Source organism: Pseudomonas sp. zfem004 (assembly GCF_032621715.1).
Lineage (GTDB): Bacteria > Pseudomonadota > Gammaproteobacteria > Pseudomonadales > Pseudomonadaceae > Aquipseudomonas > Aquipseudomonas sichuanensis.
Genome location: NZ_JAVYJF010000013.1, coordinates 1 through 21,719, shown reverse-complemented (window position 1 = coordinate 21,719; position 21,719 = coordinate 1). Strand labels below are relative to the sequence as shown.

The 21,719-nt window shown below is 63.7% G+C and carries 19 protein-coding genes and 2 pseudogenes; 17 read left to right on the top strand and 4 right to left on the bottom strand.

Features of this window, described 5'->3' with window-relative positions; all coding sequences use genetic code 11:
• Nucleotides 1–3 precede the first annotated feature (3 nt).
• The 6 genes from RTH46_RS15285 (at nt 4) to RTH46_RS15260 (ending at nt 6,309) form a co-directional block, all read left to right on the top strand.
• Nucleotides 4–699 (top strand): CbtA family protein, encoded by a 696-nt coding sequence (locus tag RTH46_RS15285; RefSeq protein WP_279848177.1) that lies wholly within the window; start codon nt 4–6, stop codon nt 697–699.
• Complete coding sequence (locus tag RTH46_RS15280; RefSeq protein WP_153788904.1) at nt 699–1,109, top strand: cobalamin biosynthesis protein; 411 nt, start codon at nt 699–701, stop codon at nt 1,107–1,109. Before RTH46_RS15285 ends, RTH46_RS15280 begins: the two co-directional genes overlap by 1 nt.
• Before the next feature lie 28 nt (nt 1,110–1,137).
• Nucleotides 1,138–1,890 carry a precorrin-4 C(11)-methyltransferase gene (cobM, locus tag RTH46_RS15275; protein ID WP_316906022.1) on the top strand — a complete coding sequence of 251 codons (753 nt, stop codon included), beginning with the start codon at nt 1,138–1,140 and terminating at the stop codon, nt 1,888–1,890.
• 62 nt (nt 1,891–1,952) lie between these two features.
• Nucleotides 1,953–2,195 carry a DUF1272 domain-containing protein gene (locus RTH46_RS15270; RefSeq protein ID WP_110994473.1) on the top strand — a complete coding sequence of 81 codons (243 nt, stop codon included), beginning with the start codon at nt 1,953–1,955 and terminating at the stop codon, nt 2,193–2,195.
• Between the two features lie 205 nt (nt 2,196–2,400).
• On the top strand, nt 2,401–3,015 hold the full coding sequence (locus tag RTH46_RS15265) for a response regulator transcription factor (RefSeq protein ID WP_110994472.1): 615 nt from the start codon (nt 2,401–2,403) through the stop codon (nt 3,013–3,015).
• A 3-nt stretch (nt 3,016–3,018) separates the two neighbouring features.
• Nucleotides 3,019–6,309, top strand: coding sequence for a transporter substrate-binding domain-containing protein (locus RTH46_RS15260; RefSeq protein WP_316906021.1), 3,291 nt, complete (start codon nt 3,019–3,021; stop codon nt 6,307–6,309).
• Here RTH46_RS15260 and RTH46_RS26315 read toward each other — a convergent pair.
• The 3 genes and pseudogenes from RTH46_RS26315 to RTH46_RS15250 form a co-directional block, all read right to left on the bottom strand.
• Nucleotides 6,284–6,718, bottom strand: a pseudogene (locus RTH46_RS26315) (methyl-accepting chemotaxis protein); the annotation flags it as partial. The gene RTH46_RS15260 and the pseudogene RTH46_RS26315 overlap by 26 nt on opposite strands.
• A 102-nt stretch (nt 6,719–6,820) precedes the next feature.
• Nucleotides 6,821–7,537 (bottom strand): annotated as a pseudogene (locus RTH46_RS26310) (PAS domain-containing protein); the annotation flags it as partial.
• 972 nt (nt 7,538–8,509) lie between these two features.
• Nucleotides 8,510–9,055, bottom strand: coding sequence for an Rrf2 family transcriptional regulator (locus RTH46_RS15250; protein WP_316906020.1), 546 nt, complete (start codon nt 9,053–9,055; stop codon nt 8,510–8,512).
• A 270-nt stretch (nt 9,056–9,325) separates the two neighbouring features.
• Here RTH46_RS15250 and RTH46_RS15245 point away from each other — a divergent pair, with 270 nt between their 5' ends.
• Nucleotides 9,326–10,525 carry an NAD(P)/FAD-dependent oxidoreductase gene (locus RTH46_RS15245; RefSeq protein ID WP_316906019.1) on the top strand — a complete coding sequence of 400 codons (1,200 nt, stop codon included), beginning with the start codon at nt 9,326–9,328 and terminating at the stop codon, nt 10,523–10,525.
• 229 nt (nt 10,526–10,754) lie between these two features.
• Entirely contained in the window at nt 10,755–12,380 is a 1,626-nt protein-coding gene (locus tag RTH46_RS15240) for a methyl-accepting chemotaxis protein (protein WP_316906018.1), read from the top strand.
• Nucleotides 12,381–12,480: 100 nt separating this feature from the next.
• Here the strand turns inward: RTH46_RS15240 and RTH46_RS15235 are convergent, their stop codons facing one another.
• Nucleotides 12,481–13,884, bottom strand: a complete 1,404-nt coding sequence (locus tag RTH46_RS15235; protein ID WP_153788099.1) for a purine-cytosine permease family protein — start codon at nt 13,882–13,884, stop codon at nt 12,481–12,483.
• A 318-nt stretch (nt 13,885–14,202) separates the two neighbouring features.
• On the opposite strand from RTH46_RS15235, the gene RTH46_RS15230 reads away from it, so the two are divergent.
• The 9 genes from RTH46_RS15230 (at nt 14,203) to RTH46_RS15190 (ending at nt 21,547) form a co-directional block, all read left to right on the top strand.
• Complete coding sequence (locus tag RTH46_RS15230; protein ID WP_316906017.1) at nt 14,203–14,688, top strand: flavin reductase family protein; 486 nt, start codon at nt 14,203–14,205, stop codon at nt 14,686–14,688.
• A 65-nt stretch (nt 14,689–14,753) separates the two neighbouring features.
• Nucleotides 14,754–15,794 (top strand): LLM class flavin-dependent oxidoreductase, encoded by a 1,041-nt coding sequence (locus RTH46_RS15225; RefSeq protein WP_153788097.1) that lies wholly within the window; start codon nt 14,754–14,756, stop codon nt 15,792–15,794.
• A gap of 324 nt (nt 15,795–16,118) precedes the next feature.
• Nucleotides 16,119–16,715, top strand: a complete 597-nt coding sequence (locus RTH46_RS15220) for an amino acid synthesis family protein (RefSeq protein WP_003256068.1) — start codon at nt 16,119–16,121, stop codon at nt 16,713–16,715.
• A 68-nt stretch (nt 16,716–16,783) separates the two neighbouring features.
• Complete coding sequence (locus tag RTH46_RS15215; RefSeq protein WP_153788096.1) at nt 16,784–17,617, top strand: alpha/beta fold hydrolase; 834 nt, start codon at nt 16,784–16,786, stop codon at nt 17,615–17,617.
• Nucleotides 17,614–19,095 carry an aldehyde dehydrogenase gene (locus tag RTH46_RS15210; RefSeq protein ID WP_316906016.1) on the top strand — a complete coding sequence of 494 codons (1,482 nt, stop codon included), beginning with the start codon at nt 17,614–17,616 and terminating at the stop codon, nt 19,093–19,095. Before RTH46_RS15215 ends, RTH46_RS15210 begins: the two co-directional genes overlap by 4 nt.
• 12 nt (nt 19,096–19,107) lie before the next feature.
• Nucleotides 19,108–19,593 carry a flavin reductase family protein gene (locus RTH46_RS15205; protein ID WP_153788094.1) on the top strand — a complete coding sequence of 162 codons (486 nt, stop codon included), beginning with the start codon at nt 19,108–19,110 and terminating at the stop codon, nt 19,591–19,593.
• A gap of 155 nt (nt 19,594–19,748) precedes the next feature.
• On the top strand, nt 19,749–20,138 hold the full coding sequence (locus tag RTH46_RS15200) for a carboxymuconolactone decarboxylase family protein (protein WP_153788093.1): 390 nt from the start codon (nt 19,749–19,751) through the stop codon (nt 20,136–20,138).
• 90 nt (nt 20,139–20,228) lie between these two features.
• The gene (locus RTH46_RS15195; protein WP_110996546.1) at nt 20,229–20,981 is read left to right on the top strand and encodes a GntR family transcriptional regulator; all 753 of its coding nucleotides are present in this window, start codon (nt 20,229–20,231) and stop codon (nt 20,979–20,981) included.
• A gap of 2 nt (nt 20,982–20,983) precedes the next feature.
• Nucleotides 20,984–21,547: an NUDIX hydrolase gene (locus tag RTH46_RS15190; RefSeq protein WP_153788092.1), complete on the top strand. Its 564-nt coding sequence runs from the start codon at nt 20,984–20,986 to the stop codon at nt 21,545–21,547.
• The last annotated feature ends 172 nt before the right edge of the window (nt 21,548–21,719 follow it).

Sequence of the window (21,719 nt, the reverse complement as noted above, 5' to 3'; positions counted from 1 at the left end):
CGCATGATTACCCGTATTGCCCGCACCGCGGGCTTCAGTGGGCTGCTCGCCGCCCTGCTGCTGACGCTGCTGCAAAGCTTCTGGGTCGCCCCGCTGATTCTTCAGGCGGAGACCTATGAAAGCGCCGCCCCGGCAGCCGAGCACCATGAACATGGCGAAGCTGCCGCCCCCCACGAGCATGAGCACAGCGCCGAAGCCTGGGCGCCGGAAGACGGCTGGCAGCGCGTGCTGTCCACCACCGGTGGCAACCTGGTGGTCGCCGTCGGCTTTGCGCTGATCCTCGTCGCGCTGTACAGCCTGCGTGAGCCGGGCCGTGTCAGCACCGGTGCGCTGTGGGGCCTGGCTGGCTTTGCGGTGTTCTGCCTGGCGCCGACCCTGGGCCTGCCGCCGGAGCTGCCGGGCACCGCCGCTGCCGACCTGGGCCAACGCCAGACCTGGTGGATCGGCACCGCCGCCGCCACCGCCGCTGGCCTGGCATTGCTGGTGTTCAGCCGGCATTGGCTGTTGAAGGTGCTTGGCGCAGTGCTGCTGGTGATCCCCCATGTGATCGGCGCGCCACAGCCAGCGGTGCATGAAAGCCTGGCACCCGAAGCACTGGAAACCCAGTTCAAGATCGCTTCCTGGCTGACCAATGCCGCGTTCTGGGTGGCCCTGGGCCTGCTCAGCGCCTGGCTGTACCGTCGATCCAGCCAAGCCTGATGCTGGAATCTGCCAAGCCGCCGGCGCTGTACGCCGGCTTTGGCTGCCGCCGCGGCTGCCCGGTGGAGACCCTGGCGGTCCTGCTGCGCCAGACCCTGGCTGAGCACGCCCTGCCGCTCAGCGCGCTGCGCGGCATCGCCAGCATCGCGCCAAAGGCCCGCGAACCTGGCCTGCTGGCTTTGGCCGAGCGGCTCGGGCTGCCGTTCACTTGTTTCGATGCCGGGCAACTGCTCGGCTACGAGCCGCTGCTCAGCCAGCGCTCGGCCATCGCGTTCGCCCAGACCGGCTGCTGGGGTGTGGCCGAAAGCACCGCATTGGCCCTGGCTGCCCGCGATTCGGTACAGCCTGGCCTGCGCGTAACGCGCCAGCGACTCGGCGGCGCTACCCTGGCGCTGGCCATCGGCGGATAATCCGCCCTTTTACCTGCAAGGACTCCCCATGACGGTCTACTTCATCGGCGCCGGTCCCGGCGATCCGGAACTGATCACGGTCAAAGGCCAGCGTTTGATCCGCCAGTGCCCGGTGATCATCTATGCCGGCTCCCTGGTCCCCGCTGCCGTGCTCGAAGGGCACCGTGCCGAAACCGTGATCAACAGTGCCGAACTGCACTTGCAGCAGATCGTCGAGGCCATGCACCAGGCCCACCTCAACGGCCAGGACGTTGCCCGCGTCCACAGCGGCGACCCCAGCCTGTACGGCGCCATCGGTGAACAGATCCGCCACCTGCGCGAACTGGGCATCGACTACCAGATCATCCCCGGCGTGACCGCCACCGCCGCCAGCGCCGCGCTGCTGGGTTGCGAGCTGACCCTGCCGCAGGTGTCGCAGACGGTGATCCTGACCCGTTACGGCGACAGCTCACCGATGCCGGCCGGCGAACAACTGGCCGACCTGGCCCGGCATGGCAGCACCCTGGCCATCCACCTGGGCATCAAGAACCTGGCGCGGATCGTCGAGGAACTCCTGCCCCATTACGGCGCCGACTGCCCGATCGCCGTGGTTCACCGAGCCACCTGGCCCGATCAGGACTGGGCGAGGGGCACCCTGGCGGACATCGTCGAGCGCGTGGCCAGCAAGGGCTTCCGGCGCACGGCGCTGATCCTGGTCGGCCATGTGTTGGGCGATGCGCCGTTCGCCGAATCGGCGCTGTACCGCGCCGGCCATGCCCACCTGTACCGCCCGGGCAACTGAAGCGATTGCCGCCAGAGGTGGCGACGGCGCACACTGCCCTGTCACCTTACGGAGCCACGCCCATGCTCGAACTACGCCCCAACTGCGAGTGCTGCAACAGCGACCTGCCGGGCGACAGCCCGGACGCTTTGATCTGCTCGTTCGAATGCACCTTCTGTCGCAGCTGCAATGACCAGCACTTGCACGGCCGCTGCCCCAACTGCGGCGGCCCGCTGCTCAGCCGCCCGCCCCGGGTGGGCCAGGCCCTGAAGAACAACCCCGCCTCCAGCGAGCGCATCCTCAAGGCACATCCCGCCTGCAGCTGAGCCGCCTGCCTCAATGCCTTTCCTGGGGCGCTCCCACGCCCCTTTTGTAGTCCTTTTCTACAAATCCCTGTTGTCTTTTCAACGCGCCTATACTCGCCTATTACCAAGGGTTCGGAATCACCGTAATGTGCGCGCAGCCCAGTTGATCCGCAGGCGGGAGCCTGATGGAAGACAGGACATGGGCTCAATCCGACAGGAGTTTCACATGACATCCGTGCTGCTGGTCGATGACCATCACATTGTTCGCCTTGCTGTACGCATGCTGCTCGAGGGGGAGCGCTTCACCGTCGTCGGCGAAACCGGTAAAGGCAAGGATGCCGCACGCCTGGCCGAGCAGACCAAGGCGGATGTGGTCATCCTCGATATCGGCCTGCCCGACCTCGATGGCATGGAAGTGATCAAACGCCTCAAACTGCTCAACCCCTCCCCCAGAATCATGGCGCTGACCGGCCAGCCGGCTGACCTGTACGTACGCCGGTGCATGGACGCCGGAATCTCGGCCTTCGTCAACAAGGACGAGGACCTCGACGCCCTGGTCTTTGCCCTCAAGGCACTGGTGAAAGGCTATTCGACCTTCCCGCAGATGGCAGTCAACAGCAACACCCTGGAAAGCGAGGGTGAACGACTGGGCAGCCTGTCAAACCGTGAAATGGAGGTACTGCGCCGCCTCTGCGCGGGGCAGAGCAACAAGCTGATCGGCGAGCAGATGCACCTCAGCGCCAAGACCATCAGTACTTACCGCGGCCGGATCATGGAGAAGCTCAAGGTCGAATCACTGGTGGAAATGGTCGACCTGGCCAAACGTAACAACGCGGGCTGAAGCATGAGCAGGGGCACACTGCTGTGCCTGGTGCTGACCTTGCTGGTGCCGCTTCAGGGACTGTCCCAGACCACCAGCGAGGACCGTCACCTGCTGGCCCGTGCCCAGAGCGCCGCAGCGCCACTGCCCCTGGACGAAAACGACCGCCAATGGCTGCGCGAACGCCGGGTACTGACCTTGGGTGGTTCGCGCCCCGACTACCCGCCTTTCGACATCAACACCAGCCAGGACGACTACGAAGGTCTGAGCGCCGATTACGCCGGCCTGATCGCCGAGCAACTGGGGATTCCCATCCAGGTACGGCGCTATCCTACCCGCGCGCAGGCCATTGCTGCCCTGCGCCGTGGCGAGATCGACCTGCTGGGCACCTCCAACGCTTTCGAAGCCGACGACGCCGAACTCGCCCTGAGCCTGCCCTATGCCGATGACCTGCCGGTACTCGTCAGCCGACAGGGCGGTGCTCTGCTGGAGGGCAGCGACCTGGCCGGCCAGCGCCTGGCCCTGGTCGATCACTACCTGCCCCTGCAAGCCGTCCAGCAGCTCTACCCCAGCGCCCAGATAACCCTGTACCGCTCTACCCTGGCCGGGGTCGCGGCGGTCGCGCTGGGCCAGGCAGATGCTTACCTGGGCGACGCTATCAGCAGCGACTACGTGATCAGCAGAAGCTACCAGGGCGCAGTCAAGGTCGATCACTTCGTCAAACTGCCGGCCGGCACTTTCGCGTTTGCCCTGGACCGCGACAACCAGCGTCTGCGCGCCCTGATCGACCAGGCCTTGGGACGCATCGCCGACAGCGAACGACTGAACATCCTGCGCCGCTGGACCAGTGGCAGCACCAGCATCCTGCTCGATCGCCGGCTGGACGCCCTTACCGCCGAAGAGCGCGCCTGGATCACCCAGCACCGCACGGTGAAGGTAATGATCAATACTGCCCTCGCACCGCTGACTTTCACCGATAGCCAGCAGCAACCACGCGGCCTGACCATGGACGTGCTGGAACATATCAGCCTGCGCACCGGCCTGCGTTTCGACGTGGTCGGCGCACAGTCGTTCGGCGAGATGGTCGATGCCGCGACTCAGGGCAAGGTCGACATGCTCGGCGCCATTGGCTATGACCCGCAGCTGGCCACTCGCTTGCGTTACAGCCGCCCGTACCTGGCCACTGCGCAGGTGCTGGTGATGCGCACTGGCTCCCCGCCATTGGACCCGGCACAGCCGCTGAACGACCAGCGGGTGGCGCTGTTGCGCGGCTCGCCATTGCTCGAGGGACTACTGCAGCAGGCACCTCGCGTGCGCCCAGTCGAGGTGGACAATCCCTTGCAACTGATGGAAGCGGTGCTCAAACGCAAAGCCGATGTCGCGCTCAGCCCTTATATCAACGCCAGCTACTTCATCAGCCAGGTGTTCAAGGGTGACCTGCGGATCGCTGCGCAACTGGGTGATGAACCCGCGCTCGCGGCTTTCGCCGTCGCCCCTGCACAACCCCAGCTGCAAGCCATCCTCGACAAGGCGCTATTGAGCATTGCGCCTGACGAGCTTGAACAACTGGTCAATCGCTGGCGTACCAGTGCGGTAGTCAGCGACAGTCCCTGGCGCAACTACCGAACCCTGGCACTCCAGGTGCTGGTGGCGGCCAGCGTTTTGCTGGCGGGCGTGGTGTTCTGGAACAGCTACCTGCGCAAACTCATCCATCAGCGCACCGAGGCCCAGCATGCACTGCAGGATCAACTGCAGCTCAGCCGCGGGCTGTTGGAGCAGTTGCGCCAGGCGAAAGAGGACGCTGAACAGGCCAACCAAGCCAAAAGCACGTTTCTCGCGGTCATGAGCCATGAAATCCGCACGCCGATGAACGCGGTCATCGGCTTGCTCGAACTGGCCCTGGAAGACAGCCGTCATGGCCGCATCGATGGCCAGGCGCTGGAAACCGCCCATGGCTCGGCGACCGGGCTGCTTGAGCTGATTGGCGACATTCTCGATATTTCACGCATCGAAGCCGGGCACATGACCCTGCAACCGGTGCCCATGGAACTGGTCGGACTGGTGCGCGCCACACAACGGGTATTCGAAGGCAATGCGCGTGCCAAGGGCATTCATCTGCGTGCCACGCTACCCACGGAGCACTGCTGGGTGCTCGGCGACCCCCTGCGGCTAAAGCAGGTGTTGTCCAACCTGTTGAGCAACGCGATCAAATTCACTGAGGAGGGGCGGATAGACGTTGCACTGGAGGTGGCTGCGCACGACGAGCAATCGGTGGGTGTCATGTTGCAGGTGAAGGATAGCGGCGTGGGTATCAGCAGCGCTGACCAGGCGCGACTGTTCACCAGCTTTACCCAGATGGACGGACGCCGGGCTCGCCAAGGCGCGGGGCTGGGCCTGGTGATCTGCCGCGACCTGTGCGAGCTGATGGGTGGCACCCTGACCCTGCAAAGCCTCGAGGGCCTTGGCACCCAGGTGGATGTCCACCTCGACCTGCCGATCGCCGTTGCGTCCGAGGGCCTATTACCCACGCCTGCTGCGCCCCCTGCCGAGAGCCCCTCATTGAGAGTGCTGGTGGTCGATGACTACCCTGCCAACCTGTTGCTGCTCGACAAGCAACTGCGCACGCTGGGCCATAGGGTAGTGCTCGCCGAACAGGGCCAGGACGCGTTGGCATTGTGGCGAAAGCACCCTTTCGATGTGCTGATCACCGATTGCAACATGCCGATCATGGACGGGCACGAACTGACCCGAAGCATTCGCACGCTGGAACGTGACCAGGGCCTGCCTGCCTGCGTGATCATCGGCGTCACCGCCAATGCCCAGGCGCAAGAGCGTCAACGCTGCCTGGACGATGGTATGGACGAGTGCCTGTTCAAGCCCATTGGCCTGCAAGACCTGCGTGCAGGCCTGGCGTCGGCGAGCGTGCTGCCGGCGGTTGCAGCCATGGTTGCCACACCGCCGCCTGGCCAAAGCGGATTTGCGCTGGAGCAATTGCGCCACCTCACCCAGGATGACGAGCAACTGACCCTGCGCCTGCTGCAGCAGCTGGCCGAGAGCACCCAAGAAGACCTGCAAGCGCTGCACGAGCTAGGAGCCTCACCGCCCCCTGATGCCCTCGCCATGGCGGTGCACCGCATCAAGGGCGGCGCCAAGATGCTCAAGGTGCGGGGCGTGGTGAAGGACTGCGAAGCCATTGAGCGGGCCATGGCCCTGGGCCAGCCAACCGAGCAATTGCTTGCCCGTCTGCTGGCCAGCCTGCAGAGCCTGGAGCAAGAGCTGCGCCAGGGTATCAATGCAATTGAAGGGTCGAACTGATCTGGCTGATCGCGTCCACCACGTGCCGTGAGCCCTGCTGGATTTCCATGATCACCGTGCCCGCTTCATTGGCCAGTTCCACCCCCAGCCCGGTGCGGGTAAGGCTCGACTGCATGCTGGCCACGGCATTCAGTGACAGGTCATGGTTCTGCCGCACCACTTCGACGATCTCCAGCGTTGCCTTGCTGGTGCGCGCGGCCAGGCTGCGCACTTCATCGGCGACCACGGCAAAGCCACGCCCGTGCTCGCCAGCCCGGGCGGCTTCGATCGCTGCGTTGAGTGCCAGCAGGTTGGTCTGGTCGGCAATGCCACGAATGGTCAGGACAATCTGGCCGATCAGCTCGGACTGCCTGCTCACCGCATCGAGGCTGAGTGCGGCCTGGTTGAGCTCGGCAGAAATCTGCTCGATCACCTCGACCGTCTGCTGCACCACCTGGGTACCCTTGCGCGCGCAGGCGTCGGTTTGCACCGAGCTTGCGTGGGCAGCATCGGCAGCGGTCTGTTGGGTGCTGACCTGGTTGGTGATGTCGCTGGCGAACTTAACCACTTTGGTCAATCGCCCTTTGTTGTCGAAGATAGGGTTGTAAGAGGCCTCCAGGTACACGGTCTGGCCTTGCTTGTTGACCCGTTCGAAGCGGTGCGAGTGGTATTCGCCGCGGTTCAGCGAAGCCCAGAACTCGCGGTACTGGGCCGATTCACGTTCGTGGGCCAGGCAGAACAGGCCGTGGTGGCGGCCCACCACTTCCTCCAGGCGATAACCCATGGTGTCGAGGAAGTTCTGGTTGGCCTTGATCACCCTGCCGGCCGGGGTGAATTCGACCACCGCCATGGAGCGGCCGATGGCCTTGAGCAGGCTCTCGCTCTCGTGCTCTTCGATCACATGGCGGGTGATGTCGGATGCCACCTTGATGACGCTGGTGACTTGTTGGCGGTCGTCGATCACCGGCATGTAGCTGGCTTCGAGCCAGACTTCGCGGCCGGCCTTGTCCAGCCGTTCGAAGGTGCCGCTGATGGCCTTGCCCTGCCCCAGCTCACGCCACAGTTGCTGGTACTCGGCGCTTTTGGCGTAGGCGGGGTCACAGAATATTCGGTGGTGCTTGCCGCGGATCTCGTCAGCGCTGTAGCCCATCGTCGTGCAGAAGTGGTCGTTGGCCTCGAGGATGGTGCCATCGGGGGCGAACTCGATCATGGCCATGGAGCGGCTGATGGCGGCGAGCTTCGCTTCCATGGCGGCCAGGGCCTGGCGGCAGCGCTGGATTTCGACCAGGTCGGACTTGCGGTGGTACTCGAACATGCGCTGGGACTCCTTTGCCCCCCCGGGATGTCCTGAGCATAGATGGGCGTTACCGGCGTGCAAGCGCTTTGATATCACTTTTGGATTAGGTATTTGAGCCGTTGGTCTGGTTTGTGTTTGGGGTCGGGGTCGGGGTCGGGGTCGGGGTCGGGGTCGGGGCTTAGTGTGTTGGTTTTGATAGATGTATGCGCATTCATTKGCGATGGCGACGCATAGTCACCTTTCCGCCCTTACGGCGGCCTACTTTGGTCTTGGCCAAAGTAGGCAAAGCCGCCCGCTCCATCATACGGCCCCTGCGCTGCGCTCCGGGGTCCCCTCGTGTGTTGCCTGGACTATCGCGCGCTTAGAAGCAAGATCAAGAGCAGATCAAGAGAAGATCAAGAGAAGATCAAGAGAAGATCAAGAGAAGATCAAGAGAAGATCAAGAGCAGCAATGCGTATATCTGAGCCTGGCTGTTGTTTATGTATTGTTTATTCGGGCCCTATCGCCGGCAAGCCGACTCCCACAGGTACAGCGCAAGTCTGTGAGTTTCGCACTAACCTGTGGGAGCTGCGGTTCGCCGCTGCGACTTGCCAGCGATTGCAATCCGGAGTTCCCACTTAATCCAACTAGCGACAGCTAACGCCAGCCCAGGCGCCGCCCCTAACTTTGCGACTTCAGGAGGCTGAGCGTAGGCGTCTGGAGGGCCCTGGTGCGCAGCACCCTTCGGCGCAGCCGAAGGCGCGAGATGTAGGTATGATGGGAGCGAGCGGCTTTGGTTACTTTGGCCAAGACCAAAGTAACCCGCCGTAAGGGCGGAAAGGTGACTATGCGTCGACATCGCAAATGAATGCGCATAAACCTATCAAAACAAAAATGCTTTTACTGAATAAAATCTAGAAAGGAAACAGCAGTCCTAGAACAACTTAAACAGCCACTACCGGTATATCCCCGCTACCACTCCCCTTCCCCTCCCGCCGCTCCCCCATCCACTCATTAACCTGCTGCCCAAACGCCGCCGGCGCCTTGCGCCCAAAGCGCCGCGCCAGGTCCAGGATCGTCTGCTGCGCCAGCGCCTCCTCCATGCGCTTCTGCGCCCCCAGCATCACCGCATTGATCGCACAGGTCCCCTCGACCGCCCAAGCCGGTGCCGAGCCTTCGAACACCGCGCAACGCTCACGAATCTCACGGCAGTCGAAAATCTTCTTGTGCCCATCGATGGCCGTGACGATATCCAGCACCGTTATTTCATCCGAAGGCCGCGCCAGGCGGAAACCACCCCGTACACCCTCGGTAGCCGCAACCAACCCGGCCCGAGCCAGCTTGGTAAACACCTTCGCCAGGTACTCCTGCGGTACACCCTGCAACTCGGCCAGGTCACGCACGCTGGACTCGCGGCTGTCGCCACGCTCGTCGACCAGGAACAACAGGCAATGGATACCGTACTCGACGCCGGCACTGTAGAGCGACATGTCAATCTCCGACTGAATTTGTCGCAAATACTACGCCCATAAAAGGTAACTGGCAAAGCTTCAGCTCGCCGCCCGTCGCCAACCTATCAGCACAAAAAACCCCTGCGATCCAGCAAAACCGCAGGCTCTGAGCGCCCTTGCCAAAACCTCGGCGGCGATGGGCTGAAAAAAATACTTGCCGAGACAAACTACGATCAATACAGTCGCAGTTATTCGGGAGGCAGCCAACGCACCACCGAAGCCCTTTCCCCCACCTCGCGGAGCACTCACATGACCCCACATATCCTGATCATCGGTGCCGGCTTTGCCGGTGTATGGAGCGCCCTGAGCGCCGCTCGCCTGCTCGACCAGGCCCAGGCCGGCGACGTGCGCATCAGCGTGCTGGCGCCGCAGCCGGAGCTGCGCATCCGCCCACGCTTCTACGAAGCCGATGCCCACACCTTGCAGGCCCCGCTGAGCGAATTGTTCGATGTGGTTGGCGTGCAGTTCATCCACGGCAACGCCGAAAGCATCGACAGCGCCGCGCGCCAGGTCGGCTACATCGACGCCAACGGCCAGCGCCAGCAACTGGGCTACGACCGCCTGGTCCTCGCCGCCGGCAGCCAGGTCGCTCGCCCCGCCGTGCCGGGCCTGGCCGAGCACAGCTTCGATGTCGACCAGATGGAATCGGCGGTACGCCTGGAGAAACACCTGGTTGGCCTGGCCCAGTTGCCTGCCTCGCCGGCACGCAACACCGTGGTGGTGTGCGGCGGCGGCTTCACCGGCATCGAGACCGCCACCGAAATGACGCCTCGCCTGCGTGCCATCCTCGGTGAAGGCAATGTCCGCGTGGTGCTGGTGGACCGTGCCGACAGCATCGGTGCTGCACTTGGCGCCGGCATCACCCCGGCCATCATCGCCGCCTCGGAACACGCCGGTGTCGAGTGGCTGACCGGTGCTTCGGTAGTGGCCGTGGAGGCAGGCGGCGTGACCCTCGACAACGGCCAACACATCGCCAGCAACACCGTGATCTGGACGGCCGGCGTCAAGGCCAGCCCGCTGACCGCGCAAGTTGCAGGCGAGCGCGACGCCTTGGGCCGGCTGCGGGTCGACCCGCACCTTAAAGTGGTCGGCCAGGAGCATATCTACGCCACCGGCGACGTCGCCTGGGCCGCCGTGGACGACATCGGCAACCACGCGCTGATGACCTGCCAGCACGCCATCCCCATGGGTCGCCATTCGGGCAACAACGCCATGGCCGACCTGCTGGGCCTGGCACCAGTGGTATATCGCCAGCCGAAGTACGTCACCTGCCTGGACCTGGGCGAATGGGGCGCGGCCTACAGCGAGGGCTGGGAGCGCGAACTGGTGCTGCAAGGCCAGGAAGGCAAGAACCTCAAGCGCCAGATCAACACCGTATGGATCTACCCACCGGCAGCCGACCGTGAACAGGCGCTGGCGGCCGCGGACCCGGCGATTGCCATCGTATAAGGGAACTAAAACTGACTGATCCGTCAGATAATGACGGATCAGCCTGTACGTGCTGTTACATTGAATGACTGGTCAATAATAATGGCCATATGGCATCATTGGCGCCAAAAAAACATCGAGAAGGTGAGGAACACACTCAATCCGCAGCGCATCGAGAGCCTGGCGCCCCGCCATCACGGCCCTCAAACCATGCTCTTGACGCCTGCACGCCAACGTCAAGGAGCATGCCATGCAGTTACGGAATATGAAGATCGGCAAACGCGCCGCCAGCGTGTTCGCACTTTTAGGTGCACTGGTTCTGGCAATGGGCCTGCTTTCTCTCTACGAAACCCGGCAGATGGACAGCGCCACCGACGAAATTCGCATCACCTGGATCCCCGCCATCGTTGCCCTCAACGACATCAGCAGCAACCTCGGTCGCGTCCGTGCGGTAACCCTGCGCACCGCTCTGGATGACGACAGCAACGAGCGAGGCCGCAACACTGCCTTGCTGCAGACCGTCAACGGTCAGCTGCAAGCCGCCCTCAAAGCCTACGAAGACACCATAATCGCCGCCGATGACCGTGCCCTGTTCAATGCCTTCAACGCTGCCTACCAGCAGTACTACGGCCTGCAGCAGGAAGTCGTGCAGGACATCAACGCCGGCCGCGCGGCCGATGCCAAGCGCAAGATCAGCGGCCCGCTCACCCAGCATGCCGACAGCATGATGAAAGCCATGGCGGCCCTTATCGCCTACAACGGCAAGGGCGCCGATGATGCTTCGCAGCGCAGCAGCGACGTGGCCGACGAGGCCTTCACCGTGATCGTCAGCTCACTGTTGGTCATCATCATCGCCCTCATTGCCATCGCCACCCTGCTTACCCGCAGCATCGTCGTCCCACTGGCCGACGCCGTAGCCGTGGCCGAGCGTGTGGCCACCGGCGACCTCACCCGCGACATCCAGGTCAGCGGCCGCGACGAGCCGGCACTGCTGCTGCGCGCCCTGAGCCAGATGCAACAGAGCCTGCGCGATACCCTGCGCAAGATCGCCGCCTCCTCCGACCAACTGGCCTCGGCCTCCGAAGAACTGCACACGGTCACCGAAGACACCAGCCGCGGCCTGCACCAGCAGAGCGCCGAGATCGACCAGGCCGCCACGGCCGTCAACCAGATGACCGCTGCGGTCGAGGAAGTGGCCAACAACGCGGTGAGCACCGCCGATGCCTCCAAGGGTGCCGACCAGACCACCCGCGACGGCCGCGACCAGGTCAACCAGGCCTTGAGCTCGATCCAGCACCTGGTCGACGACGTCACCGGCACCTCCCAGGAAATCGAACAACTGGCCAGCAGCGCCAACGAAATCAGCCGGGTACTGGACGTGATCGGCTCGATTGCCGGGCAGACCAACCTCCTGGCGCTCAACGCGGCCATCGAGGCAGCCCGCGCCGGCGAGGCCGGGCGCGGCTTTGCAGTGGTCGCCGACGAAGTACGGGCTCTGGCCCACCGTACCCAGCAGTCCACCGCTGAGATCGAGCAGATGATTGGAGGGATTCAGGACGGCACCGGGCGTGCGGTCAGCGCCATGCACAGCAGCCAGGGCCGCGCCAACGGTACGCTGGAAGTGGCGCAGTCGGCCGGCCAGGCGCTGGAACTGATCGCCGAGGCCATCGCCTCGATCAACCAGCGCAACCTGGTGATCGCCAGTGCATCGGAGCAACAGGCGCAGGTGGCACGGGAAGTGGACCGTAACCTGGTGAACATTCGCGACCTGGCCATGCAGACTTCCGCCGGCGCCAACCAGACCAGCGCGGCTGCGCAAGACCTGTCGCGCCTGGCAGTGGAATTGAACGCCATGGTGGCGCAGTTCAAGGTTTGATCCGAGGGCTTTGCACGGCATGAAAACATCGCGGGGCAAGCCCGCTCCCACGCTAACTCTGTGGGAGCGGGCTTGCCCCGCGATGTATCTGCGCGATGAATCAGTCGTTCGCGCCAACCACCCTGCCCGCCTTCACCGGCTGCCCACGGCTGGCCAAGCAGTAATACAGCGGCACGGTCACGATCAAGCCGAACAGCCACGACAGGTCTGCCCCTTCGACGATGTTCGAGTAAGGCCCGACATACAGCGACGTGTTGGCGAACGGCAGCTGCACCAGGATACCGCAGGCGTAGGCGATGATCGCGTGGTGGTTGAAGCGGCCATAGATGCCGCCGTCGGCGCTGAAGATCGAGGCGATGTCGTACTCACCCTTCTTGATCAGGTAGAAGTCCACCAGGTTGATCGACGCCCACGGCACCAGCACCAGCAGCAGTGCCAGGATCAGGCCGATGAACTCACCGATGAAGTCGGCCGAGGCGTTCAGCGCGACCATGCCGCAAGCCACCAGGATCACCGTCGCCAGCACCACGCGCACCTTGATGCTCGGCGTCCACTGGGCGGCGAAGGTCTGGATCGCGGTGACGATCGACAGCACCGCGCCATACAGGTTGAGGGCGTTGTGGCTGATGATGTTGAGCAGGAACAGCACCATCAGGATCGGCCCCAACCAGCCGGTGGCCTGCTTGACCGCCGCCATGGCGTCGGTACCTTCCGGTACGCACAGCACCGCCACCGCACCGAAGCTGAAGCACAGGATGGTACCCAGGGTGGCGCCGAAGTAGGTGGCCCAGAACGGCTTGGCAATGCCGATCTCACGCGGCAGGTAACGCGAGTAGTCGGAGGTGTATGGAGAGAAGCTGATCTGCCAGATGGTGCCCAGCGACACAGTGGCGATGAAGCCCGACAGGTTGAACGCGCCACGGCTGAAGAAGTCGGCCGGCAGGTCCTGGGCGAACATCATGATGAAGCCGGCCAGCAGCGCCGAACCCATCACCCAGGTACCGATGCGGTTGAGGATGTGGATGAAGCGGTAGCCGATCACGCCGATGGCGGTGGCGCTCAGGGCACCGATGACGATGGCGCTGGGCATCGGCACGCTGGGGGCGATGCCGTGGATCGACTTGCCCGCCAGGACGATGTTGGAAATGAAGAAGCCGACGTAGATCAGCGCGGTGAAGAACACGATCAGCAGCGCGCCGTAGCGGCCGAACTGGCCACGGCTCTGCACCATCTGCGGAATGCCCAGCTGCGGTCCCTGCGCAGAGGCCAGGGCAAGTACCACACCGCCCAGCAGATGGCCCAGCGCGATGGCGATCAGGCCCCACAACAGGTTCAGGTGGAACACCTGCACCACCATGGCCCCGGTGACGATGGGCAGTGGTGCAATGTTGGTGCTGAACCACAGGGTGAACAGGTCGCGCGCCTTCCCATGGCGCTCGGCAGGTGGGACGTAATCGACCGTGTGATTTTCGACAAACTGGTGTTGCGACGACGGTTGGGACATAGGTTTTCAGCTCGAAAGGTCGTTTTTTATCTTTGTATGGAAACCGCTCAAGGCGGCCTCTCAGCTGCGGACCATATTATGGTATTCCAAACTTTTGACAACACTGCTCCGCGCTTTTTCAGCGCATCTGATCTGCCTGGCGCCCCGCCTTGGCGCAGCTAATTCACTGCAAAACCCAATGAATACGGGGGCTTGACCGTTCATCGCGATATCCGTGCACCAGAAAATTCCGCTTGCAAAATAGGTATTACGGTATACCATCAGACACATCAACGATAAAAACCGCGGACCACCGCAGCCCCTTCCGAGGTACACAAGATGATCGACGCAACTGTCTACAAGAACGTCCTGGGCTCCTTCCCGTCCGGCGTTACCGTCATCACCACCCTGGACGACGACGGCTCGATCGTCGGCCTCACCGCCAGCGCCTTCTCTTCGCTGTCGATGGACCCGCCACTGGTGCTGTTCTGCCCCAACTACAGCTCCGACTCCTACCCTGTATTGATGAAGAACAAGCGCTTCGCCATTCACCTGTTGTCCGGTGAGCAGCAAGCCGAGGCCTATGCCTTCGCGAAAAAGGGCAAGGACAAGGCCAACGGCATCGAGTGGACCCTGAGCGACCTCGGCAACCCGATCCTGGCCGGCGCCACCGCCGTCATCGAATGCGAACTGTGGCGCGAATACGAAGGTGGCGACCACGCCATCATGGTCGGCAAGGTGCACAACCTGATCGTGCCGCAAGAGGCACCACGGCCAATGGTCTACTGCCGCGGCAAGATGGCCAGCCTGCCGGCCTTCGCCTGATGCAACCCATCTGAAACCCTGCCCCGGCAGGCAACAACAAGACAACAAGCTCCGAGGAAAGCCCCATGAAATTTTCGTTGTTCGTGCACATGGAACGTTGGGATGAACAGGTCAGCCACCGCCAGCTGTTCGAAGACCTGACCGAACTGACCTTGATGGCCGAAGACGGCGGTTTCAGCACCGTGTGGATCGGCGAACACCACGCCATGGAATACACCATCTCGCCGAGCCCGATGCCGCTGCTGGCCTACCTCGCCGCACGCACCGAGAAGATCCGCCTGGGCGCCGGCACCATCATCGCGCCGTTCTGGAACCCGATCCGCGTGGCCGGCGAATGCGCCCTGCTCGATGTGATCAGCAACGGTCGCATGGAAGTGGGCCTGGCCCGCGGTGCCTACCAGTTCGAATTCGACCGCATGGCCAACGGCATGCCGGCCACCGACGGTGGCAAGGCCCTGCGCGAAATGGTGCCGGTGGTGCGCAAACTGTGGGAAGGCGACTACGCCCATGACGGCGAAGTCTACAAGTTCCCCACCTCCACCAGCGTGCCCAAGCCGTTCAACGCCACGCCGCCGATGTGGATCGCCGCCCGCGACCCCGACTCGCACAACTTCGCCGTGGCCAATGGCTGCAATGTCATGGTCACCCCACTGATGAAGGGCGACGAAGAAGTGCTGGACCTGAAGAACAAGTTCCAGGCCGCCCTGGACAACAACCCGGATGTGCCGCGCCCGCAACTGATGGTACTGCGCCACACCCACGTGCACAGCCCGGCGGAGCCTGAAGGCTGGAAAGTCGGCGCCCAGGCCATCTCGCGCTTCTACCGCACCTTCGACGCCTGGTTCGGCAACAAGACCACCCCGGTCAATGGCTTCCTTGCGCCCAGCCCTGAATCGAAGTTCGCCGAAGTGCCAGCGTTCGAGCTGGACAACATCCGCAAGAACACCATGATCGGCACCCCCGAAGAGATCATTGCGCGCATCAAGTACTACCAGGAACTCGGTGTCGACGAGTTCAGCTTCTGGTGCGACAACAGCCTGCCCCATGCCGAGAAGAAAAAGTCGCTGGAGCTGTTCATCAAGGAAGTGGTGCCGGCCTTCGCCTGAATTCCCTTTGCCTGAAATCTTGCGGGAACCAGCCCGCTCCCGTGGGCCCCTGTGGCCCGCGTGAGCGGGCTTTTTTTCACAACGGCATCTGGCCTCTTCGCGGGTAAACCCGCTCCCACAGGGTTTGCGCTGCCTTGAAAGGTTGCGCTGTACCTGTGGGAGCGGGTTTACCCGCGAAGAGGCCAGTACAGACAGCACACATATCAAGGCATCAGCCGACCTTTCGTCCCCTGCCCAAACAAATTTTCGGTCACCTCTTGCACATCAAATATTATGGTATACCATCAGACAACAAGAGCTGATAACCCTAACCAGGAGCCCCCCATGAGTTTCGAAATCCGCAAGATCGTCACCTACTCCGAAGAAACCCGCATCGAAGGCGGCAAGGCCACCGACAAGCCGGTGACCATGGTCGGCCTGGCCGTGGTGATCAAGAACCCATGGGCCGGTCGCGGTTTCGTTGAAGACTTGAAGCCGGAAATCCGCGCCAACTGCTCCGAACTGGGCGCACTGATGGTCGAGCGCCTGACCGCCGCCATCGGCGGTGCCGACAAGATCGAGGCTTACGGCAAAGCCGCCGTGGTCGGCGCCGACGGCGAGATCGAGCACGCCTCGGCGGTGATCCACACCCTGCGCTTTGGCAACCACTACCGCGAAGCCGTGCAGGCCAAGAGCTACCTGAGCTTCACCAACAAGCGCGGCGGCCCGGGCACCTCGATCCAGATCCCGATGATGCAGAAGGACGACGAAGGCCTGCGCTCGCACTACATCACCCTGGAAATGCAGATCGAAGACGCCCCGCGCGCCGACGAGATCGTCGTGGTGCTGGGCGCCGCCGACGGTGGTCGCCTGCACCCGCGCATCGGTAACCGCTACATCGACCTGGAAGAACTGGCTGCCGAAAAAGCCAACGCTCAATAACAACAACCAAGACGGGCCTGGGCGTGGCGAGCATACCCGCCGCGCCCGACCTTCAAGGAGCGCCCTCCATGATTCAGCCTGTCGCTGAACGTACACCGACCGGGACCAGTTACCTGGACCTGGGCCAGGGCCAGCCCGTGGTACTGATCCACGGCGTGGGCCTGAACAAGGAAATGTGGGGCGGGCAGATCGTCGGCCTGGCCAACGACTACCGCGTCATCACCTACGACATGCTCGGCCATGGCCAGAGCCGTGTGCCCGCCGCCGACACGCCGCTCGAAGGCTACGCCGAACAGCTCGCCGAATTGCTCGACCACCTGCAGATCGCCCAGGCCACCGTGATCGGTTTTTCCATGGGTGGCCTGGTGGCCCGCGCCTTCGCGCTCGATTACCCGCAACGCCTGGCCGCGCTGGTGGTACTCAACAGCGTGTTCAACCGCAGCCCCGAGCAGAGCGCCGGGGTGATCGCCCGTGCCGCGCAAGCCCTTGAACAGGGCCCCGACGCTAACGTCGACGCAGCCCTGGACCGCTGGTTCAGCCGCGAATACAAGGCGGCCAACCCAGCCCAGGTCGCCGCCATCCGCCAAGTGCTGGCCAGCAACGACCCGCAGGGCTACCACACCACCTATTCGCTGTTCGCCACCCAGGACATGTACCGCGAAGGCGACCTGGGCAGCATCCAGGTGCCGACGCTGATCGCCACCGGCGAACTCGACAGCGGCTCCACCCCGGCCATGACCCGCCAGCTCGCCGCGCGTATCCCCGGCGCGCAGAGCGTGGTCCTCGCCGAGCAACGGCATATGATGCCGGTGGAAGCGCCGCGCGAAGTCAACAAGATGCTGCTGGACTTCCTCAAGCAAGCCCGCACCCTCACCGAATCCGCCAAGGGGATTGTTGCATGACCCTCGTTCGTTTCCAGATGTGCATCGACGGCCAGTGGCTCGATGCCCAGAGCGGCAAGACCTTCGACAGCCTCGACCCGGCCACCGCCCAGGCCTGGGCGCAACTGCCAGACGCCGCCGAAGCCGACGTCGAGCTGGCCGTGCAGGCTGCCCAGCGCGCTTTCGACAGCAAAGCCTGGCGCGGCCTCACCGCCACCGCCCGGGGCAAACTGCTGCGCCGCCTGGGCGACCTGATCGCCGAGAACAAGGAACACCTGGCCCAGCTCGAGAGCCGTGACAACGGCAAGCTGATCCGCGAAACCCGCGGCCAGGTCGGCTACCTGCCGGAGTTCTTCCACTACACCGCGGGCCTGGCCGACAAGCTAGAAGGCGGCACCCTGCCGCTGGACAAGCCGGACCTGTTCGCCTACACCGTGCACGAGCCAATCGGCGTGGTCGCCGGGATCATCCCCTGGAACAGCCCGCTGTACCTGACCGCGATCAAGCTCGCCCCGGCCCTGGCCGCCGGCAACACCATCGTGCTCAAGCCCTCCGAGCACGCCTCGGCGACCATCCTCGAGCTGGCCCGCCTGGCCCTCGAAGCCGGCTTCCCGGCTGGCGTGGTCAACGTGGTCACCGGCTACGGCCCAAGCACCGGTGCGGCGCTCACCCGCCACCCGCTGGTGCGCAAGATCGCCTTCACCGGCGGCGCCGCCACCGCCCGCCATGTGGTGCGCAGCAGCGCCGAGAACTTCGCCAAGCTGTCGCTGGAGCTGGGCGGCAAGTCGCCGAACATCATCTTCGCCGACGCCGATCTGGACAGCGCCATCAACGGCGCCGTGGCCGGCATCTATGCCGCCTCCGGGCAAAGCTGCGTGGCCGGTTCGCGCCTGCTGGTGCAGGACGAGATCTTCGACGAATTCGTCGAACGCTTGATCGCCCGCGCCCAAAGCATCCGCATCGGCAACCCGCAGGACGAACGCAGCGAAATGGGCCCCATCGCCACCTCCCAGCAACTGGCCGTGATCGAAGGCCTGGTGGCCGCGGCCAAGGCCGAAGGCGCCACCTTGCGCATGGGTGGCAAGCGTGCCGAGGTCGAAGGTGACGGCTGGTTCTACGAGCCGACCCTGTTCGAGTGCGACAGCAATTCGATGACCATCATGCAGGAAGAAGTGTTCGGCCCGGTCGCGGCGGTGATCCGCTTCAAGACCGAAGAACAGGCCCTGGCGATGGCCAACGACTCGCAGTTCGGCCTGGCCGCCGGCATCTGGACCCGCGACCTGGGCCGCGCCCACCGCCTGGCCCGCGACGTGCGTTCGGGGATCATCTGGGTCAACACCTACCGCGCGGTATCGGCCATGGCCCCCATCGGCGGTTTCAAGAACAGCGGCTATGGCCGTGAGAGCGGCATCGATTCGGTGCTCGCCTATACCGAGCTGAAGACGGTGTGGATCAACCTCTCCACCGCGTCCATGCCCGACCCGTTCGTGATGCGTTAAGAGGAACACGAGATGATCGAACCCGGCATCTACAAAGACGTGATGGGCTCGTTCCCGTCCGGTGTCACCGTGGTCACCACCCTGGACGCCGACGGCGCCATCGTCGGCATCACCGCCAGCGCGTTCAGCGCGCTGTCGATCGACCCGGCGCTGGTGCTGTTCTGCCCCAACTACGCCTCGGACACCTACCCGATCCTGCGCGACAGCAAGCAGTTCGCCATCCACCTGCTGTCCGCCGACCAGACCGCCGAGGCCTATGCCTTCGCCGGCAAGGGCAAGGACAAGGCCAAGGGCATCGACTGGCAGTTGAGTGAACTGGGCAACCCGTTGCTGACCAAGGCCACGGCGATCATCGAGTGCGAACTGTGGCGCGAGTATGACGGTGGCGACCACGCGATCATCGTCGGTGCGGTGAAGAACCTGGTGCTGCCTGCCGACCCGGTTACCCCGATGGTCTACCACAAGGGCAAGCTCGGCGCGCTGCCGCCGTTGGGTTGAAATCCCATCGCGGGGCAAGCCCGCTCCCACGAAGTCACATGCGTGGGAGCGGGCTTGCCCCGCGATAGGCGCCCCAAAGTTTCCGGGGGCCGCGCATACCCCCTCACCTTCGGTTGCGGCCCCCATTTTTATTCAACGTTCAAGGACCTCGGCAGATGAGCAACGAAAAGTACGAGCAAGGCCTCAAGATCCGCACCCAGGTACTCGGCGAGGACTACGTCAACCGCTCGATCCAGAACGCCGACGAGTTCACCAAGCCGCTCCAGGAGCTGGTTACCGAGTACTGCTGGGGCCACGTCTGGGGCCGCGATGGCTTGTCGCTCAAAGAGCGCAGCATGATAAACTTGGCCATGATTTCCGCGCTCAACCGGCCCCACGAGCTCAAGCTGCACATCCGCGGCGCTTTGCGCAATGGCCTGAGCCGCGAACAGATTCGCGAGATCCTGCTCCAAGTCGGCATTTATTGCGGCGTACCTGCGGCGGTGGACAGTTTCCGCCTGGCCCGCGAGGCCTTCGCCGAAGCCGATGCAGAGTCAACCCGTTAACAACGGGCTGTTTCGAACCACTGCAAGGAGCGCCACGGTTCGTGGCCCTTCGCGATGTTGGCGCAACAGCCTCATAAAAGAGCGCCCCTGATGAAACGCCAGCCACTCGACGACAGCTTCAAGGTCAACCGCAACCCCGTTACCCTGCGTGAAATCGTGCTGGACAAACTGCGCAGCGCGATCATGAACTTCCACCTGCTGCCGGGCGATCGCCTGGTCGAGCGCGACCTCTGCGATCGCCTCGGTGTCAGCCGCACTTCGGTCCGCGAAGCCCTGCGCCACCTCGAATCCGAAGGCCTGGTGGAGTTCGCCGACGCCAAGGGCCCGCGCGTGGCCATCATCACCCTGGAAGACGCCCGCGACATCTACGAGCTGCGTTGCGTGCTCGAAGGCCTGATCGTCCAGTTGTTCACCCTCAACGCCAAGACCAAGGACATCCGCGCCCTGGAGCGCGCTCTGGAAGTCAACCGCGAAGCGCTGGAAGACGGCGAGCTGCAGCAGGTGCTCGACTCGGTGCAAGGCTTCTACGACGTGCTGCTCGAGGGCTCGGGCAACCAGGTGGCCGCCCAGCAACTGCGCCAGTTGCAGGCGCGCATCAGCTACCTGCGCGCCACTTCGGTGTCGCAAGAGAACCGCCGCAGCGCCAGCAACCGTGAAATGGAAAAGATCGTCGAGGCGATCAAGAGCGGCGACCCGCAAGTCGCCCACCAGGCCTCGGTCGACCACGTACGCGCTGCTGCGAAGGTGGCACTGGACTACCTGCGCCAGAAACAGGACGACAACGCCAAGGTCCGCGAAATCGTCGCTCCCCTGCCCCTCAAGGACCCTCGCATAGGCCGCTGACCATGCCCACCGCCCCGCGCTACTGCCCGCACTGCACCACGGAACTGGCCCGGGGCGTCCCCAACGGCGACACCCACGAACGTCTGCACTGCACCGGCTGCGGCTACGTCCACTACATCAACCCGAAGATCATTGCCGGTTGCATCATCGAACGTGATGGCAAGTACCTGTTGTGCCAGCGGGCCATTCCGCCGCGGCCGGGGACCTGGACCTTGCCGGCGGGGTTCATGGAGGCCGGCGAGACCACCGAGCAGGCGGCGTTGCGCGAGGTGTGGGAAGAGAGTGGCGTGCGGGGCGAGATCGTCTCGCCCTACTCGATTTTCAGCGTGCCGCAGATCAGCGAGGTTTACATCATCTTCCGGGCCATTGCGACCGAGGAGACTGGGGAGTATGGACCTGAGACCCTGGCTTACAAGTTCTTCGAGCCTGACGAGATTCCGTGGGACGAGATTTACTACCCGGCGATTCGGCAGATTCTGGAGCGGTACATTCTTGAGCGGCAGGCGGGGGTGTATGGGATCTATATGGGGAATGATGATACTGGGAAGGTGCATTTCATTCGTTAAGTGGGTTCGGGTTCGGGTTCGGGTTCGGGTTCGGGGCTTAGTGTGTTGGTTTTGATAGATGTATGCGCATTCAGCGGCGATGGCGACGCATAGTCACCTTTCCGCCCTTACGGCGGCCTACTTTGGTCTTGGCCAAAGTAGGCAAAGCCGCCCGCTCCATCATACGGCCCCT

Coding starts and splice junctions, on each gene's coding strand:
- RTH46_RS15285 (WP_279848177.1), top strand. CDS start 4: ATGATTACCCGTATTGCCCGCACCGCGGGCTTCAGTGGGCTGCTCGCC.
- RTH46_RS15280 (WP_153788904.1), top strand. CDS start 699: ATGCTGGAATCTGCCAAGCCGCCGGCGCTGTACGCCGGCTTTGGCTGC.
- cobM (WP_316906022.1), top strand. CDS start 1,138: ATGACGGTCTACTTCATCGGCGCCGGTCCCGGCGATCCGGAACTGATC.
- RTH46_RS15270 (WP_110994473.1), top strand. CDS start 1,953: ATGCTCGAACTACGCCCCAACTGCGAGTGCTGCAACAGCGACCTGCCG.
- RTH46_RS15265 (WP_110994472.1), top strand. CDS start 2,401: ATGACATCCGTGCTGCTGGTCGATGACCATCACATTGTTCGCCTTGCT.
- RTH46_RS15260 (WP_316906021.1), top strand. CDS start 3,019: ATGAGCAGGGGCACACTGCTGTGCCTGGTGCTGACCTTGCTGGTGCCG.
- RTH46_RS15250 (WP_316906020.1), bottom strand. CDS start 9,055: ATGTCGCTCTACAGTGCCGGCGTCGAGTACGGTATCCATTGCCTGTTG.
- RTH46_RS15245 (WP_316906019.1), top strand. CDS start 9,326: ATGACCCCACATATCCTGATCATCGGTGCCGGCTTTGCCGGTGTATGG.
- RTH46_RS15240 (WP_316906018.1), top strand. CDS start 10,755: ATGCAGTTACGGAATATGAAGATCGGCAAACGCGCCGCCAGCGTGTTC.
- RTH46_RS15235 (WP_153788099.1), bottom strand. CDS start 13,884: ATGTCCCAACCGTCGTCGCAACACCAGTTTGTCGAAAATCACACGGTC.
- RTH46_RS15230 (WP_316906017.1), top strand. CDS start 14,203: ATGATCGACGCAACTGTCTACAAGAACGTCCTGGGCTCCTTCCCGTCC.
- RTH46_RS15225 (WP_153788097.1), top strand. CDS start 14,754: ATGAAATTTTCGTTGTTCGTGCACATGGAACGTTGGGATGAACAGGTC.
- RTH46_RS15220 (WP_003256068.1), top strand. CDS start 16,119: ATGAGTTTCGAAATCCGCAAGATCGTCACCTACTCCGAAGAAACCCGC.
- RTH46_RS15215 (WP_153788096.1), top strand. CDS start 16,784: ATGATTCAGCCTGTCGCTGAACGTACACCGACCGGGACCAGTTACCTG.
- RTH46_RS15210 (WP_316906016.1), top strand. CDS start 17,614: ATGACCCTCGTTCGTTTCCAGATGTGCATCGACGGCCAGTGGCTCGAT.
- RTH46_RS15205 (WP_153788094.1), top strand. CDS start 19,108: ATGATCGAACCCGGCATCTACAAAGACGTGATGGGCTCGTTCCCGTCC.
- RTH46_RS15200 (WP_153788093.1), top strand. CDS start 19,749: ATGAGCAACGAAAAGTACGAGCAAGGCCTCAAGATCCGCACCCAGGTA.
- RTH46_RS15195 (WP_110996546.1), top strand. CDS start 20,229: ATGAAACGCCAGCCACTCGACGACAGCTTCAAGGTCAACCGCAACCCC.
- RTH46_RS15190 (WP_153788092.1), top strand. CDS start 20,984: ATGCCCACCGCCCCGCGCTACTGCCCGCACTGCACCACGGAACTGGCC.